Source organism: Mucilaginibacter sp. SJ, assembly GCF_028993635.1.
Lineage (GTDB): Bacteria > Bacteroidota > Bacteroidia > Sphingobacteriales > Sphingobacteriaceae > Mucilaginibacter.
Genome location: NZ_CP118631.1, coordinates 5743435 through 5761349, shown reverse-complemented (window position 1 = coordinate 5761349; position 17915 = coordinate 5743435). Strand labels below are relative to the sequence as shown.

The 17915-nt window shown below is 41.5% G+C and carries 11 protein-coding genes; all 11 read right to left on the bottom strand.

Annotation, left to right across the window (positions count from 1 at the left end; genetic code table 11):
- Positions 1 to 4: 4 nt before the first annotated feature.
- The 11 genes from MusilaSJ_RS23875 to MusilaSJ_RS23825 all read right to left on the bottom strand — a co-directional run bounded on the left by MusilaSJ_RS23875 (position 5) and on the right by MusilaSJ_RS23825 (position 17902).
- Positions 5 to 1558, bottom strand: a complete 1554-nt coding sequence (locus MusilaSJ_RS23875) for a right-handed parallel beta-helix repeat-containing protein (protein ID WP_274987273.1) — start codon at positions 1556 to 1558, stop codon at positions 5 to 7.
- A gap of 223 nt (positions 1559 to 1781) precedes the next feature.
- Positions 1782 to 3116, bottom strand: a complete 1335-nt coding sequence (locus tag MusilaSJ_RS23870) for an IPT/TIG domain-containing protein (protein ID WP_274987272.1) — start codon at positions 3114 to 3116, stop codon at positions 1782 to 1784.
- Between the two features lie 68 nt (positions 3117 to 3184).
- Positions 3185 to 5020 (bottom strand): RagB/SusD family nutrient uptake outer membrane protein, encoded by a 1836-nt coding sequence (locus MusilaSJ_RS23865; protein WP_274987271.1) that lies wholly within the window; start codon positions 5018 to 5020, stop codon positions 3185 to 3187.
- Positions 5021 to 5067: 47 nt separating this feature from the next.
- Positions 5068 to 8424, bottom strand: a complete 3357-nt coding sequence (locus tag MusilaSJ_RS23860; protein ID WP_274987270.1) for a TonB-dependent receptor — start codon at positions 8422 to 8424, stop codon at positions 5068 to 5070.
- A gap of 193 nt (positions 8425 to 8617) precedes the next feature.
- Entirely contained in the window at positions 8618 to 9805 is a 1188-nt protein-coding gene (locus tag MusilaSJ_RS23855; RefSeq protein WP_274987269.1) for a FecR family protein, read from the bottom strand.
- A 162-nt stretch (positions 9806 to 9967) separates the two neighbouring features.
- Positions 9968 to 10555: an RNA polymerase sigma-70 factor gene (locus MusilaSJ_RS23850; RefSeq protein WP_274987268.1), complete on the bottom strand. Its 588-nt coding sequence runs from the start codon at positions 10553 to 10555 to the stop codon at positions 9968 to 9970.
- A gap of 226 nt (positions 10556 to 10781) precedes the next feature.
- The gene (locus MusilaSJ_RS23845; RefSeq protein ID WP_274987267.1) at positions 10782 to 12506 is read right to left on the bottom strand and encodes a DUF4091 domain-containing protein; all 1725 of its coding nucleotides are present in this window, start codon (positions 12504 to 12506) and stop codon (positions 10782 to 10784) included.
- 143 nt (positions 12507 to 12649) lie between these two features.
- Positions 12650 to 13297: a carbohydrate-binding family 9-like protein gene (locus MusilaSJ_RS23840; RefSeq protein ID WP_274987266.1), complete on the bottom strand. Its 648-nt coding sequence runs from the start codon at positions 13295 to 13297 to the stop codon at positions 12650 to 12652.
- A complete protein-coding gene (locus MusilaSJ_RS23835; RefSeq protein WP_274987265.1) occupies positions 13297 to 14424 on the bottom strand; it encodes a phosphotransferase enzyme family protein in 1128 nt (375 codons plus the stop codon). Before MusilaSJ_RS23835 ends, MusilaSJ_RS23840 begins: the two co-directional genes overlap by 1 nt.
- A 462-nt stretch (positions 14425 to 14886) precedes the next feature.
- The gene (locus tag MusilaSJ_RS23830; protein WP_274987264.1) at positions 14887 to 15972 is read right to left on the bottom strand and encodes a substrate-binding domain-containing protein; all 1086 of its coding nucleotides are present in this window, start codon (positions 15970 to 15972) and stop codon (positions 14887 to 14889) included.
- Positions 15973 to 16132: 160 nt separating this feature from the next.
- Positions 16133 to 17902, bottom strand: coding sequence for an SGNH/GDSL hydrolase family protein (locus MusilaSJ_RS23825; RefSeq protein ID WP_274987263.1), 1770 nt, complete (start codon positions 17900 to 17902; stop codon positions 16133 to 16135).
- Positions 17903 to 17915 lie beyond the last annotated feature (13 nt).

Here is a 17915-nt window from a genome sequence, read left to right as displayed (position 1 = left end):
CATCTTACTGCTGTGCGCCTTTACTTATCTTATTATTTACAATGCGGGTATTTCCGTCAATATCTGTGGCGCCATTTATATCGGCAGAAATTACATTTCCGGTATTTTTTGCAGGAGAGGCCGCTTGTATATGAAGATCGGGCGACGAGGTGTTCAGCAAAAGAGGGTCTTGCCCATTTGTTGAATTGGCATCGTTACCGCTGGCTGCGCGCCAGGCATTTAAATCGGTATATGGTGCGCTGTTAGTACTGTTCCAGATCCATTGGGGAGTGCCTGTGGTATAGTATAAATTATTGTCGATAATGTTATTGCTGCCTGTTGTGGTATACTTATGAATAAATACGTCAACGGGCCTTGCATAAACTATGTTATTTTTGATCACGTTATTGTCGCAATGCTCCGTAAGCCTTATCTCTCCTTCAATTTCACCAAAAACGCCTGATACACCGTTATTCTGATATAAGGTATTATTTACGACGTAACAGTTTTTAGTTCCGCCGGATGTGTAGTTCAGATAATCGCCCATGTATATACCTGTGCGATAACAGTTATATACAAAATTATTTCGCACGATGGTGGTTTTGGTTGCATACACGTTGCTTTCACTTACCAGTCCTATCCCCCGGTCGCTGTTGTATACTGTGTTTCTTTCGATAATGGTATTAGCACCGCCACAAACATAAATGGAGATAGCACCGTACCTGTCGGGGCCCCAGGTTTCCGGGGTCCTGGTCATGGTATTATCGTGAAAAATATTATCACTTATCACACCATTACGTGCATAGTTAGTAGCAACATCTCCTTTAGGGTTTAGGCCATCGCCACCGGCAACAATTATCCCGATGTTTTCTGTATCGTATACTTTATTATGGCTAAAGGTGAAACCATCTATATTGCCTGCCAGGGTTACATTTTCGCTTGTGCCCGTCTGTGTATCATGCACTGTACATCCTGTAATAACCAGGTTGGTAATGGCGGTGGTTCCATTACCAATTGCCAGTATAGCATGTCCGCTTCGCCAGTCAGCTAATGATGCACTATTTTTTATATTATAGATATTGCAGTTTTTAATAGTGATATGGTGCGAGTTACCGTTAATGGCGATTCCTTCAGGATCCGTATTAAAAGTTGAACTCGTAAGATTGCAAATATCAAAGCCATCCAATGTTATATATCTTACATTGCTCAGCATAACCAATGACACCCAACCCGAAACAATTATTTTACTTCCGTCTATTACGGGCTTTTCTCCGGGATATGCCTTTAAAGTGATCAACTTATCCATTGCCCCCGATTTAGGAAACACCACCTTATCATAATAGCTGCCGCCTCTCACCATCACGGTATCGCCGGGTATAGCATGGCTCAGGGCGGTGTTGATGGTTAAGAAAGGTGCATTTATTTTGCCCGAATTGGCATCAGAGCCATTAACTGATACATAGTATATACGTGTATTACCCGTTGTGGTGATTACATCATTGCCCACCGTTTTTTTGCTGCAAGCCATTGCCTGAATGGCAAAAACATGTATTAAAAAGATATTTATATAGCGTTTCATTAAATTTATTCTAAAAATTGGCGCATCGGTTGTTTGGCATTCTTTAAGTTTATCCGCACTTAAAACCACGCAGTACCGGCCCGTAGCAGAAATACGCTTTCTGCTACGTAGTACTCTTAAACCAAACAATTATTAACTACTACTCCTATTTATCCCGGACAACCAAAGGATATTGCCGGGGTTGAAATCTAAACTGTGATAGTATTTTTAAAGCAGACCGTTATTATTCCGAAACTATTTTTCTTATCCGGTTGTTATTTTTATCCAACACATACACGGTTCCGTTCTTATCAACAGCAACACCGGTTGGCCCGCTGAAAAGTGCAGATCCTCCTATAGCGTCAGCATAGCCCGCTGTACCGCTACCGGCAAAAGTGCTTACATCAAAAGTATTTGCCTGGATAAATCGGATACTTTGATCGGGATTATAGCTTCCGCCGTCCCAGGTTCCGTTGCCTGCTACATAAATATTGCTGCTATTGTCAACCGCAATGCCCCATGGATAAGCAAATTTTGCAGTTGCAGCCGCTCCGTTTAAATAACCCGAAACCCCGAGCTGCCCTGCTATGATACTACCGTTCCAGTTGCCGGCACTGAACTTCCTGATAACCTGGTCGCCGTTAACTGATACATATAAGTTACCGGCTTTGTCAAATTTGATTCCAGCGGGATAGTTAAGACCGGATATAACTTGTTTGGTAGTCCACTGGGCCGATACCTGGTAGATATTTCCGGGACTTGAGCAACTGGAGTAATAAACGTAACCTGTTGTTTTGTCGACAGCAACGCTCCATGGCGATTGATTTCCCCAGGCCCAGGTGGTTGCAGTGCCATCGGGACTTATTTTACGGATATCATAATTTCCCGGATCAACTGAATATACATTTCCCTGGGCATCAACGGCAACATCGTAAGGTAGGGAGAAATTTGCCGCACTCCCTTTACCATCCGCGTAACCTGAAACCTGGGGATTACCTGCGAGTGTAGATACATTACCAGCAGTGTCAATTTTCCTGATGCAATGATTTCCGGGATCGGCAACATAGACATTCAGGTTATCATCAACAGTCACTCCGCAGCTTCTGTACCAGTTCTGGCCGCTAAAATCAAACATGGCATCTGTTCCTTTACCATTTGCAAAGCCGGCTTTGCCTGATCCTGCCAGTGTAGTGACAGTCCTGGTATATTGGTATGTAAAATTATCGGTGCTTGTTGCGGTTCCTTTTCCAATAGTTACAATTATAGGCCCGGAACCTGCTTTTTTAGGCACCACTACCATCATTTGTTTGGTATTGGCGCCGATGATCTTCAGTTTAAACCCATTCAAGGTAACTGAAATTTGCGAAGTATCTGTTGAAAAGTTAGTACCGGAGATCAATACTTCAGTACCGCCGCCGCCTTGTGCCGGGATAAATGTACTAATGCTGATAGGTGAAGAAGGATTATGTGCAGGAACTTTTTCTTTTTTACAGCTCATAAAAGCTACCATTATAAAAAGCGCCCCGGCAAGCAGGTATTGATTGATACCTTTTGCCAATATATTTATGAATGTTTTCATTTGAATAATTACGTTTAATTATTTATTTCCAAACCTTTTACACCCTGTTGGGTAAATAAAAGCCCCTATTACCAACCCGGGTTTTGTACCAGTGCCCTATCACGGTCTAATTGATACTGAGATATTGGGAACAGGTACATTTTATTGTTCCACACCCTTTTCTGAAAAAGCGTTTTGTTGTAAAGCCCGGTAAATGCAAATCCCTGGCCCTGATCGTCAGTGTTGACATTAAGGCCATAAATAGTCTGATTTTCATCGGCACCCAACAACAGTCTTCTTACAAGGGTAAAGTATCTGTCACTTTCAAAACAAAGCTCTACCTGGCGTTCCCTTAAAATATATTTCCGCATTAAATCCTTGTTTCCAACAGCTCCCGGATAAACAGTCTCTATGCCAGGCAAGCCGGCTCTTGTCCTGATCTGATCAAGATAAAGCACGATATTGGGGTTGGAGGGGTCATATTCATTCAAAGCCTCCACATAATCAAGCAAGATCTCGGCGTACCTGATCAATATAAACGGCCTGTAGTTGGTGGCGTCCATCCTTATATTATCGGCAGGGCTTACATTTTTCAGCACATCATATCCGGTAATATTATTACTTGCGCCGCTGGCTTTTGCGCCTGCTTTACCGCTATAATAAAATTCAATCCGGCCAGTGCCGTCAACATTCGCTGCAGATGAATAATAGTTTTTATCATCAACAGTTGGCGCAGGCAATACCGGCCGGCCATTATACTGGATATAGGCATAAAACCGCGGTTCGCGATTGGCATACATGTTCCATTGCCCTTTACTATGTTCCCAATATTTTGCGCCATTACTTTGAGCAAAACTTGTTGCTGTATATCCCGAAAGCGGGTCATCAATAGTGCGGCCGTTATTCATATAAAATGCGTCCACCACATTTTGGGTGGCATTGTACATGCTATATCCTCCCGGCCCCGGCGATACGCATTTGGTATATCCCCAATAATTCCAGGAGTTTCTTGAAAATATGATCTCACTGTTCCAGTTTGTTAAGAAAAGATCTCTGACAGACAGATAAGGATCAAACTGGGTTCCGCCGTTATCCAGGTTTGTAAATAACTTGTACGCGCTCAGATCAATTACAGCCTTGGCTGCGTCAGCAGCTATTTTCCATTTACCGGCATCAAATACTGTGGGCGCCAGCGGGGTGCCATCTTGATTTTTAAAGGAAGCAAACGATGGATTGCCGTTCCATAACGGGCTTGCTGCCAGTAAAGCCAGCTGAGCTTTTACAGCAAGGCAGGCACCTTTGGTTGGCCGACCGTAGTTGCTGGTTGACGGCCATTGGGCAGGTAAGCCTGAAGCTGCCTGGTCCATCAGTTGGTTAACATAGTCCTTGCATTCGTCAAAAGACGCTCTCGGATATTTATTAAAGTCGTCATTTAGACTTAACGCTTCTGTTATTTTTACAACCGGACCATATTGCTTCATTAACTGCCAGTAAAACCATCCGCGCAAAAACCTTGCTTCGGCTTTATATTGATTTTTTAGGCTGACACTTAGTTGGGTAGCAGGAACTTTATCAATATTGGCTTCAAAAATGAAAGACGACCGGATACCAGTGTAATACCTGTCCCAATAATCAAAATAAGCATTTACAGGGCTCCAGTTGCCAACAACCATTTGCCTTACATTGGTGCCGGGAATGGATACCGACGACTCGTCACTGGCGCCCATCGCGCTGTAATCTCCCCCATCGGTTTGTACAATGTAGCCGTAAATGTTATACAGGTAAGATTCGGCATTAGCCCTGGTGCTCCAGATCAGATCTGATGTTAACAGGTTATCCGGTTTTTTATTGAGGTAATTACAGGACGATAAACAGGCACCCAGGAAGCAGATCCCAACTACCATTATTAGTATGTTTTTTTTCATTTGGCACACTTTAAATTCTTTTGAAACTGATTTAAAATTCACGATTTCTATAACGCAACCCTTAACCCTAAGGCAAGTATTCGTACCGGTGGATAGCCTGCCCCGTTAGAGCCAAGTTCAGGGTCCCAAAGTTTGAATTTGGAGAATGTTAGCAGGTTTTGCCCCGTTAAATAAAGGTAGACTGAGTTAATACCCGCCTGGGTAAGAAAGGAGGGCTTATAAGTATAACCCAATGTGGCCTGTTTTAAACGAACAAAACTCGCGTCTTTTGACCACCACGTGCTGGGCTGATAATTATTGCTGTTTTGATTAGCAATGCCTAACCGTGGATAGTATACATTCTGGCTGGGGTTATCAACCGTCCACCTGTCCTCAAGGCTTGCAAGCATACCAGATGGATAAGTGCCCATACCTGTAAACGGTACAATACCCGCGCCACCAGCGCCGGCACCGGTTATAGAAGAACCGTTTGCCATAATAATTACATTACCGGTTCCCTGGAAGAAAAGAGAAAGATCGAACTTTTTATAACCAACCGTAAATCCTGCGCCGTATAATATGGTAGGTATGTCGGATTTACCTGTATAAACCTTGTCATAGCTGTTGATCACGCCATCGCCATTTACATCTTTATACTTGATATCGCCGGGCCTCAACACAGCGCCAAACTGGGTGGGACTTTTATCAACATCTTCCTGCGAGGTAAACAACCCTTCCGCAACATACATCAGGTTATCGCCATATTTGCGACCGGTAGCCTGCTGATAGGCGTATAACTGTTTAGGCTCATCTTTCTGTACAATTTTATTATTGTTATAAGTAAAATTGCCATAAAGGCGCAAGCCTACCTTACCTATATTATCATTATATTCAATGTTACCCTCAATACCATGGTTATTCATTTCACCTAAGTTGGCAAATACAGCCCCGCTTACACCCAGTATCCCTGATAAAGAACTGCGTTGAACTAAAATATTTGTCCGCCTCTCTTTATAGGCATCAACAGTGATATTCAGTTTATTGAACAACCCTATCTCCAGTCCAATATTATCTTTCCTGGCTTTTTCCCATGTCAGGTTCTCCACTCCTATAACAGTCTCGGTAGTACCACCATATATTGTTCCGTTAAGGCCTAAACCCACGGACCCGCCACCGCCATATTGATTGATATAAGGAAACCTGGTGATTTGATAGTTTGAGCCAATTTGGTCGTTACCTACGAGACCATGTGAACCCCTTATTTTAAGCAGGTTAAACGTTTTTGAAAAACCTTTAAAAAAAGGCTCCCTCGAAATTACCCAACCCGCGGAAACAGCCGGGAAAAAGCCAAACTTTTTGCCCGGTTCAAAGTTTTCTGAACCGGTATAGCCGGCATCAAATTCAAGCAGGTATTTATCGGCGTAAGTATATGTTGCCCTGCCGGCCAAACTCTGATTGTTATAAGGAATAGAGGTAATAACACTACCCGCGGTGCTCTGGACCCTCGATCGCATATTGTATAGAAGCAATCCGCCCACATGGTGTTTGCCGAAAGACTGATCATAATTAATATTGGTTTCCAGGTACATGGTTTTTTCGGCAGATGAATACTGCGTATAACCCAAAAACTGGTTTCCGTACCTCGATTGACCTAATACCAGGTTACCCTGCGGATCTCTTGATGTGGCTAAAAAAAGATCATTGGTGCCTGTTCTGCCATTGTCATTTTCGCTGTACGAATCGAACGAAAACCTGGCCATGGCGCTTAGTCCGCTGGTAATTGCATCCAGTTTCTGGTTAATGGAAAAAACAGACTGGATGGTAGGGCGAAACTCGGTGTTATAACCTGAGTTTTGTATATCGTTTACCGGGTTGGAGCCGCCGTTATTATACGGACCGGCCCATTTGCCATCCGGGTATCTTATCGGGAACGCGTTAGGTGGGGTTAAGTACGATTCGTACCAGATGGTTCCTGCCGAGATGCCTGGATAACGGCTGCTTACCAGCATCGCATCCAGGTTCATGGTCAATAAGGTAGTTTTCGTGATATCGATATCAAGGTTTGACCTGAAGTCATAACGCTTAAAGTTAAGGTTGGGATTATAGCCATTTTGTTTGGTTACTTTATAACTTCCATCCTGGTCATAAAAAGAAGCGGAAACATAATACCTTACCGACGAAGCACCGCCGGTAACATTTAAGTTGGTATTATAACCGGGGGCCCAATTCTTATATACAGATTTTATCCAGTTTACATTGGGATAAAGGTACGGGTCCAAACCGCTTGCCGTTTTCTGGATAGTTTCTTCAGAATATGCAGGAGGGTTACCATCGTTTGTAGTTGCTTCGTTATGTAACCTCATCCATGATACGGCATCCAGCATTTTAGGGGTCCTGGTAAGGCCCGACATGGATGTTTCTGTTTTAAAGGAAATTTTAGGTTTGCCTGCAACACCTTTTTTGGTGGTAATGATCAAAACCCCGTTGGCGCCTTTGGCCCCATATACAGCGGTTGATGATGCATCCTTTAACAAAGAAATACTTTGAATATCTTCAGGGTCGATGTTGTTATAAGCTCCGCCGTAAGTACTGTTCACGTCATCGCGCTGCACCCCGTCTATAATAATAAGCGGGTTTGAGTTACCTGTAAAAGTGCCAATGCCCCTGATGGTAAATGATGCGTTATCATAACCCGGCTCCCCACTTCTTTGCATCGATATAACCCCGGCTACCTTTCCTGCCAGGGCATTAGATAGGGAGCGGTTTGGAGTTGTTATATCAGCAACATTCACCGTGGTAACGGCCCCGGTTATAGTCAGCTTCTTTTGTTTACCATAGCCCACTACCACTACTTCATTTATACCTTTGGTATCATCAAGTAACTGAACGGTCAGGAAAGATGTTGCTCCGGTAACCGTAACTTCTTTGGCAATGAAACCGGCAAATGAAATAACAAGGGTGCTGTTATCATTAGCTTCAATGGTAAACCGGCCCTCGCTATCAGTTATTACACCTTTATCAGTCCCTTTGATACGTACACTCGCGCCGGGTAAAGTAACGCCCTTTGAATCAGTAACAACACCTGAAACTTTGATAATAGGTACTGCCTGAACGGGGGGCTTAACAGGCACAGGTTTAGGTTTTATAATTATTGTTTTCTCGTCAATACTGTAACTAAACGGCTGATTTGTGAAGGCCAGTTTTAAAACTTCCTCCAGATCGGAGTTCCGGACATTGATACTTACCGGGTTAGCCTCCTTAATGAGTTTGGAATTATAGAAGAAATCGTAGCCGCTTTGTTCCCTTATTTCTTTAAGGACTTTTTCTAACGGAGCATTTTTCTCTGATAATGTGATTTTTTGTGCGTAGCCTTTAGCACTTACCTGAAGTATTGTTGCCACTAACAATATGATCGATAATTTCATGATCAACAACGCTTTATTTTTTATACGGGGAATTGTGTATAAACTTATTTCATAACATTTCATACATTTGAACTTGTTTTGGGTTTAATCTGTAATTGGACTACGAATTTAATTTCATGGCAAGCCCTAAATTTTAGCCGGAGTGTACCACCACTACCGGCTTATTTTTTAGGCTACCTTATGCGGGTAATGATCACGGCATAACGATAACCCTCCTTCCTTCGATTCTGATTTTTACATTCCCTGTTTGCTCTATTACTTTCAATGCCTGTGTCAGGTCTTTTGAACGCGACACCATCCCACCAAATCGTAAATTATTCACATCGCCTTTATATTCCACATCAACATTATACCAACGGGCAAACTTGCTCATAATGCTTTTCAAATCTTCGTCGGTAAAAAGGAAATAACCGTTTTTCCAGGCGATAACTTCGTCTGTATTAACCGCTTTTATAGAGAATGAATTATTAGCGTAATTAATGTCAGACTGCTGGCCCGGCGCCAGCAATTTTGATTGGTTAGCTTTGCTTGATAACACTTTAACAGAACCTTCGAGTAAAGTAGTTTTGACGGAAATGTCATCCGTGTAGGAGCTAATGTTAAAATGCGTTCCCAATACTTCTACCACTTGATTATTGCTTAGCACTTTAAATGGTTTATGCGCATTTTTTGCAACTTCGAAATAAGCTTCTCCTTTTAATTCAACACTACGTATTTTGCCATTAAAACTTGTTGGGTACCTAAGCGATGAACCTGCATTTAACCAAACCTTAGTACCATCAGGTAAATCAACCTGAAACTGACCGCCTTTTGGGGTTTCAATAGTATTGTATACCGGTTGAGCAGAAGCGGCCGGGTTATATTTTGCTATCGTGTTATCAATTGTGTAAACCAATTGCCCCCTGGCAGCCTTGGAAACTTTTGTACCCGATTGTTTGGCCAGTTCGCCGGATGCGGCATCATCCAGGGTAATTTTTGAACCATCAGCTAAAATTAGCAATGCTTTATTCCCTCCCGGGGCAATACGGTACTTATTTACAGGATGGGTGCTATTTTTGGCGATGAAGTACGAGCTGTTATACTTCATGTAAAAAACCAGGGAAGCCGACGCGATCAGCAATGTTGTGATAGAGGCCGCCACAAACCACCTCCTCAGAAAAATCATTTTTTTAGGTACAGATTCACGGTTTTTTATCTCCGATAGTATCTTGCTGTATAACTCGCTCTTTGTTACATTTTCATTGCCCATTTCAAGCTCATCCCATTGCAGCTTGTTTTTTTGAAGGGTATCATAATAGCTTAGCAGTCGGGCCTCTTCTTCGGGAGTAGCCTGGTTTGATAAGTATTTGTTTATTAAGTTTATTAGTGTTTCTTTTTCCATTTGGGTAGTTATTGTATGTAAGTAACCCTGAACAGGCCATACCCCCAAAGAATAATAAAATATTTCTACAGCATTAAGGAATTATGAAATTTTTGGAGAAAAAGACCTGTGATAATATCAACAGGGAAGGGATAGATGCAATCAGGTACAGGCAAAAAAGCCTCAAAACCAACGGCCACATAACATAATGGCAGCTATGCAAACAAAATCGCCCAATGTTTTGCGTAAACGATTCAAAGCTACAGTAAGTTGATTTTCAACTGTTTTTGGCGCGATACCCAACCGTTCGGCAATTTCTTTGGTTGATAAGTGCTCTTTGCGGCTCATAATAAAGATCTGGCGGCATTTTTCAGGTAACTCAGCGATACCTTGCTCCAGCAAACGGTTGATATCTTTTTCAGACAGGAGTTCCTCGCCACCGTTATGGCTAAAAAGCTCTTCCAGCTTGTTAAAACGATCTGCCCTTACTTTACCCGAACGAATAACGTTAAAAACCTGGTAACGAACAGAGGCATATAAATAAGCATTTAATGACGTGAGCTGAAGATTAGCCCTCTTCATCCACAGGTTTACCAATACTTCCTGGGTTACATCTTCAGCTACCTGGCGATCTCTGATGATATTATATGCTGAAAGATAAAGCTTTGACCAATATTTATTATAAATGCGTTCAAACGCCCCAAGGTCATTCTCCCTGATCAATGCTATAAGATCCTCATCCGTCATCAGCTGAACTTCCGGGCTATTCATTCTGCATTATAAAATTTATAATTGGCATCATCCAAAGAATGTACTTATTGTTGCTTATTGGTTTTAACTTTTAAAAATTAAAAAGGCTATTCCTCCGGGGCTTAGTGTAAGCCATTCACGTTAAGCTTTTCAAAATAATCAGAAGGTAGTAAATAAAGTCAAAAAAAAGCTGAAAACGAAAGCGGATAAACAAAAAATATAAATAATTAAAACGTTTTTTAGTGATTTATAAGCTGTTCAATCGTTCCTGCGCGGCCTGAAGTGTTTCGGCGGTATTCTTATTTTTCAATTCCCCTATGTCAAAACCTTCCAATATATTTTTTAGCTGAAGTGATTTATCCTGCCGGTTGTTTTTTATAAAACACTTCCTTAAAATATTAATCTTTTCAAAATCCTGGATACCCTCGATCAATCGTTCCAGACGAACAGAGGACCGTGGACCGGGATAAACCAGGTAAGCATCGCCCGATGACCATGACCCAAATCGTGTATCACGTAAAGGATCTTTAGCCCAACAATTGTAAGCCCATCTCAAATACCCGTCATATCCTTTGTATGCGGCATGCCATGCCAGCCAAACAGACTCGGCCGGGGCCGAAAAACTGAAGGTATTGGGATATCCTTCTGTGCAGCAGGTATAATAGGTGGTATTTAGACCGGATTCCCTGCGCAAACGAATTGTTGCTTCATCCATTAACTGGTTTGACGCCACACTATAATCAAATAAATCTTTTTCAATTTCCGGATGATAATTGCCCGCTAACGAAATCTTAAAATTTTTATCCGCGCTTTTTATTAACGCTATAGCTTTTTGCATATCGGCCATGGATCTTTCGTCCATAGCTATGGTGGTTTTATTAAACCAACCTTTTTCTTTAAGATGGCGGGCAAAATCCTTCAGCATTGGACGCCAATGTGCCTCATACTCGGCCGAGCCGGGCTTAGCCACAATCATCGTGTCTTTTCTCAGGGCTTCGTCATAATAGTAAAACTTTAGATTCCAGGGAATCATACTATAGCAGTTGATTAACTTATTAATCCCCAATGACATCATAAAAGACACCCACTTATCAAATACAGAATAATCGTACCTCCATGAGCCATTCTTATTTTTTTTCCATTTAATCATCGATCCGTAAATATCATAGGTTTGGCTATTCCACGGATCATGAATAAGTGTAGATGTAATTGCTTTCTGCCCGGCATTTGCCAGCATTTTCATGTAAGGGCGCATTACATAAAAATGTTGCTTTGACCATGGCTTTACACCATATACCCGGGCCACCGAATAGGGATTTTGCCACAGGTCAAGATGAAATTTCCAGTGCTCCGGTGCAGGCAAGGTATGATTAAGCACTTGTATAGCGTAATGTAAAATTAAAGGCGGTGCATTTTTCCCTTCAATTACCTTCACATTCCCCCTGTAAAGGCCTTCAACAGCGTTAACCGGTACATTCACGCTTAACCAAACCGGCCGGGTTGTATTTTTACCCGCCGGAAGCATTTTTACAGGGTCAATAACATCCTCAACAAGGCTGGAATCATGGCCGGGCAATATACCACAGCCACCGCCTTCTTTGTTTAACCCATCGGCCATCACATAACGTACAAAACTCACGTTTATATTTTTTTCGGGGATTTCATGCCCTTTACCATCTTTAAGTTTACTCCATATAAAGCTTAGTTGTTTCAGGTTCCGGGTTGTCCATACCAGGAATTGAGTATGCACTTTTTCTCCTTTCCACGCTTTGGTTTTCCATTGAGCCTGCAAAGGAGATATGGCAGGAGCATTATGTTTATCATAACGAACATCGGCTGAAGCAAAACTTACATAAACTCCGGGCTTTAGCATACTCCAGCCAGCTTGTTGAACCGGCTTTGGATCAGGAAGTTCTTGATAAGGCCCATCAACTTTAGCCTGCGCCAAAACAGCAGCACTGTACAGTAGCATTATTAATGTAAGTTTTACTTTCATAAAATCGTCGTTTTTTCGGGATCTACATTATCAATAATAAAAACAATAAACTCAATGTTATTACCTTGCAAATAACTTCAAACACATATAAATAGCCGCTAAACAGCCGCATGATTATGTTAAGCTTCAAGCTTTATTTCCCCAAAAAACTCCGGGTGGTGAAAGTCAGGATCGTCGCATTCAATATTATGCCACGTTAAAAAGTGTGGCTCAGGTAGTTCATCGCCACATTTATAAAAATTAGCATGGCATTGTTGTCCTTTTAATGATGTAAATGAATGATGATAAAACACATCCAAGGGTAACATCAGGGTAAGCTCCCAGCTAATATCGCCATGCTCCATATTTGTTTGCTGTGTTAACCGCACCTGAGACTTTATAAGCCGTATTAGCTTTTCAGGTAATAATTCGCGATTTTCCCTGCCCCTTCCGAAGCCAAGCGAACAAGTGCCGATACAGTTAAACCCAAAATTGTAATACTCCAGTTCGGTACCAAAACCAATGAAAAACTCCACACAGCTATCCTGGTGAACAGGTTCATTAGGTTTGTAACAGGAAGCTTTTATCGCTTTTTCTTTTACGTAATATTTCAACATAAAACAATCGTTGCTGTAAGCTATCGCAAAATGAACATCGGGTTTGTAATCATAATCGGGCCACGGTACAATTCCAACAAGGTGCTTCTCCTGCTCGTCTAACAAAACAGATATGTGTTCAATAGGGCTGCTTTTGTCCACATCTTCTAAAAATGCTACTGTAAGTTCCATTATTTAATTTCGGTTGTTATCTGTATGTGCTTTTTTGCTGTGTTATGAATTATCTGATCAAAAACATCGTAATTTTTCTCAAGCTTGCTAAGCAGCTCGAACTGCGCCCTGGCTCGCTGTAAATTATGTTCAGGAGAGTGGATCTTGTAATAAACATCACCTTCTATAAAATCCGTCAGGAAACGCACACCCTGCATATAGGGTATTAATAAAACTCCCATCGAAAGCGATTTAACTTCTGTATCTGACAAAAAGCTACCGGCATACTCAAAATACCCCTCTGCATAAGCTTTAAACAGGGGGATGTTTAGCTCTATCTTTGTAAGATCTTTCTCATCCTCGGGCGCGGTGTTGATAATAGTGCGGATGGCATCGCCAAAATCATATGCCACATAGCCGGGCATAACCGTATCCAGGTCTATTACACATTGTTCATGATCATTCATATCAAGCAATATGTTATTGAATTTGGTATCGTTATGAATAATACGTAGCGGCAATTTCCCTTCCTTCCCCAAATTCATGATGGTAGCCATCAGATCTGCTCTTTCAATTATAAACGACAACTCAGTCAAAACATCCTTAATCCGGTTTTTCGGGTCAGCCAATACCGCTTTGTTTAAACGATCAAGCCGCATGGTGATGTTATGAAAGCCTGGTATGGTTTCGTAAAGCAATGCGCTATCAAGATCTGACAACAGTAACTGAAATTTTCCAAATGCTTTGCCGCCTTCATAAGCTTGCTGCTCGGTTAATACTATGTCATAACTCTTGGTATCCTTCAAAAAACAATACATTCTCCAGTAATTACCTGTTTCATCACAAAAAAAGCACTGTTGGTCTTTAGCCGAAACTATTGTCAGTACTTCTTTATCGGGGCTTGAACCCGGGATACTGGTCAATTTTTCTTTTAAATGATCTGTTACTAATTGTATATTTTTCATCAACGCCGGAACGTTTTCAAACACATGATGATTGATTCGCTGAAGCAAGTACCCCGGCAAACCCGGATTTGTATTTTTTAAATAAAATGTATCGTTTATGTGCCCGGACCCATACGGAATAATAGCTGCGACATTTCCTTCAATGCAAAAATTGGATACTATTTCAGAGATATTATATGACATTTATTTTCGTTTATACGTTGTGACCGGCAGAATGTTTACGAACACATTAAATTAACATAAACACCTTGATACAAATATAATTATATTAGTGTGTTCGCACACATTTTGTTAAATTTTTGTTATTATTTTTTTAATGAGCATGATGCACCGGAAAAACCTTCGGATTACATAATTGAAACAGATTAATCAGCGGGGATTTACCAACCGACACTGAGCTGAGCCCCCAGGGTCTGCACAAGAACGTGTTCTTAAAAAAGTTTTTTGTGTATAAAGGCACTAAGCCGCAAAGGAAGCTTAAAAAGCATAGTGTCTTTTTGAGAGATAAAGTAATTTACTGTATTTTTTTTCTAAACCCATTAAAATTGGGTTTTGGCAGAAAGAATTTGACCGGCGGAGCTTGAACCGATAAACGAACGATGGCGATACAGAGCGATGATTGAAGTACAATTAGCTAAGGAGAGATCAGATATCTAAATAAACTGCATCCTCATCATCAACATAATAGTTCACATTTTCCTTTGTAACGATATCAAGCGGAAGATACTTGATAATTGGTACTTCTTTTTTGAACACCAGGCTGTCGGTTAACTGATAGATCCCCCAATAGCCCTGCCCCTTGGGGTTTTGATTGATCAGGAAACTGATTGTCCCTTTATTCAGAAAATACAGGTTAGGAGGCAATAAATCATATCCTATTATTTTAATACGCTTTATATAGCGCTGCTCCAGATACTTTGCAATTTCATGAGCTTTAGAGGTTGTCACGAAAATACTGGCTAAATCAGGGGTGCTGTCAATAATATCCCCCAGTTGTTTTATAAAAACAGCGGCATTTGACCGGTTTAACTCAACCCTCAGAATTTTGTACTGATGATCCAGGTTATTTTGAGAAAAATAATTGCGAAACCCCTGCTCTTTTTTTAAAAGGTGCGCGGCGTTGCTCGTCTCTTCATCAATGTGCGCAATTAAAACAGAGCAGGAATCGGGTTGCCCATAATGAATAAGCTTACCAGCCAAAAAACCACTCTGGTATGAATCCTGGCCGATATAACTTAATGGTTCACATTCAGCAATTTGTGTATTAAACAACACAAATGGAATTTCGGCAGCTTTCCATTTCTCGAAAAAAGGCAGGGTTTCCCTGTAAAATATAGGCGACAAAATTATGCCGTCGGGTTTATCGTTGGTTAATTTACGGGCGTTGCTTATAAATGAATCTACATCATAAGGATCAAACACATATTGTTGTACAATAATGCCATATTGCTTTAAGTCTTTTTCGGCCTTTTCAATACCGGCCTTAGGCGCGTGCCAATAGGAATCAACTTCATGATCGGGTATTAAGGCCGCTATCTGGTATATTCTATTAGATCCCAAAGCCCTTGCCATAAGATTGGGCTCATAATCCATCTCTTCAATAATTTTGAGCACCTTCTCTTCTACCTTTTTTGATACCCGCCCGCGTTTATGCAGTACTCTGTCAACCGTACCCGTCGAAACCTTCGCTTTTTCGGCAATGTCTTTAATGCGAACAATTTTATTCTTCATAATAAACTTTAGCGTAGAAAAGATAGCAAAAGTAATTTAATATAGTCCATCTCATCAATATCGACTATCATTTGATAGAAATTACTTTTAAAACAATTCCGCTATACTGAACTTGTTTCAGCATTGCACATGTTAAGCGCACTTCATACCGGCATCTTTATTATTTTTTAAGATATGGTACCAATGTTACCGCCAGCTTTTGATAACCAACTTCATTGGGGTGCAAGCCATCTCCGAAAAGCGACTCATTGATCTCCCCTTTATAGTTAAGCAATAGTTTGCCCGGATCAATAAAACGAACCCGGGTTTGAATTGCCAGTTTAGCAATGGCTTTATTAAGCACCTTTATCCGACTTTCCATTGCCCTCCTGGGCAGCAAACCCGATAAAAGAATCTCCGCTGTAGGCTGACGTTCCTTCACAGCCAGCACGAGCATTTTTAACCCTTCTGATATTTCCTGGTCACTACAGGCAGACAAGTTATTGGTGCCTATCATAATCATCACTTTGTCAGCCTTAAACCCTTCTATTTCTTCATGGTATACACGCCATAGCACATTCTCTACCTGGTCCCAGCCAAAACCAAAATTTTTTACACCCAGGGGCTCCAGGTATTTATCCCACGAGTCAGCTCCTCTTGCTAAAGGCGCCTTAGGCTCACCACCCCAGTAATTCAGGATCGAATTACCAAGAAATACAATCTTTGGCGAACTGGTTTTGATAAGCGTTAATATTTCATTATGCCTGTTTCGCCAGTCATAATACCCATCCCTGCTTTGTACTGCGGGCCGCGTGGTTGAATAGCGGCCAATTGGTTCATTAATTATAACACGGATTGCTTTCTCATATGCTGCGGCATACTGCTCCATTCCGATATCATTAGGATGTAAGCCATCAACTGTTGAGTTGATACCAAACCCGATTTCTTTGCCAGTCAATAAATAAATACCCTTTGTTCCGGCTGCAATCAACTTTGAATAAGCCAGGTCAAGCACTTTATTAACATGACCATAACCGGCATTTCTACCCGTATCCAATAGTCCGCCCGCGTTCCCCCCGCTGTGTTCAACAAGCAATATCGGCACCAGTGGGTGCTTCTGCTTTAAAGTTTGTATCGCCGCTGATAAACGTGCTTCGATTTCCTGGTCAGAAAAACTTATCATATTGGGCATACAATCAAGCACATATACTTTCGCATCCACCTCTGCCATCAGATCAATAACTGATTTCTCAAGCAATCCGGAACCGGAAAAACCAAGATTAATCAACGGGCGATCCAGCGCGCGCTGCAAAATGGAGGTCCATGCTAAACCTGGCCTTGAAGCACAGGCCCCCTGCGCAATGGATGTTCCGTATACAAGCACCGGCTTTTCTTTGGATAAAGGCATAAAATTAAATGCACTACCAGACGGAACACCTATTTCAAGCCATGATAACGAATTATACAAAGGCAGGAAAAGCCGGTATTCATAACTTCTCTCCGCAAAATCGGCACTTACCTTAATATTTGAAAACCGGTAAGTAACGGTATCCTTAAACGAGAAACTACCCGGAGCAAGGCACCATTGGCCATTAGGATCTAATACATACAGGTCCAATCCGCTTACACCAGTGGCCGGCATATGTGACATGGCAAAATCGCCACTAACTTTATACCGGATAACCAGGTTTTGCGCATCTGTTTTAAACTTAATGTATAAGCCGGCACTACTATGCGAGATATTCCACACATTGGGATTGAGGGTCTTTTCGGCACGCGCCGGGAACCTGTTATAACTGCCTGTGGTTTCTTTTGACCAGGCCTGTGCTTCTATAACCGGAAAATCGGCCTTAACCGGGTTATACCATTTATATGGAGCTAAATTTTGCGAAAAAGATGTCTTATTAAAAAAACAAAGGATTAGCAATACTACTACGAATACGCGTTTCATTTTAATTTATTTA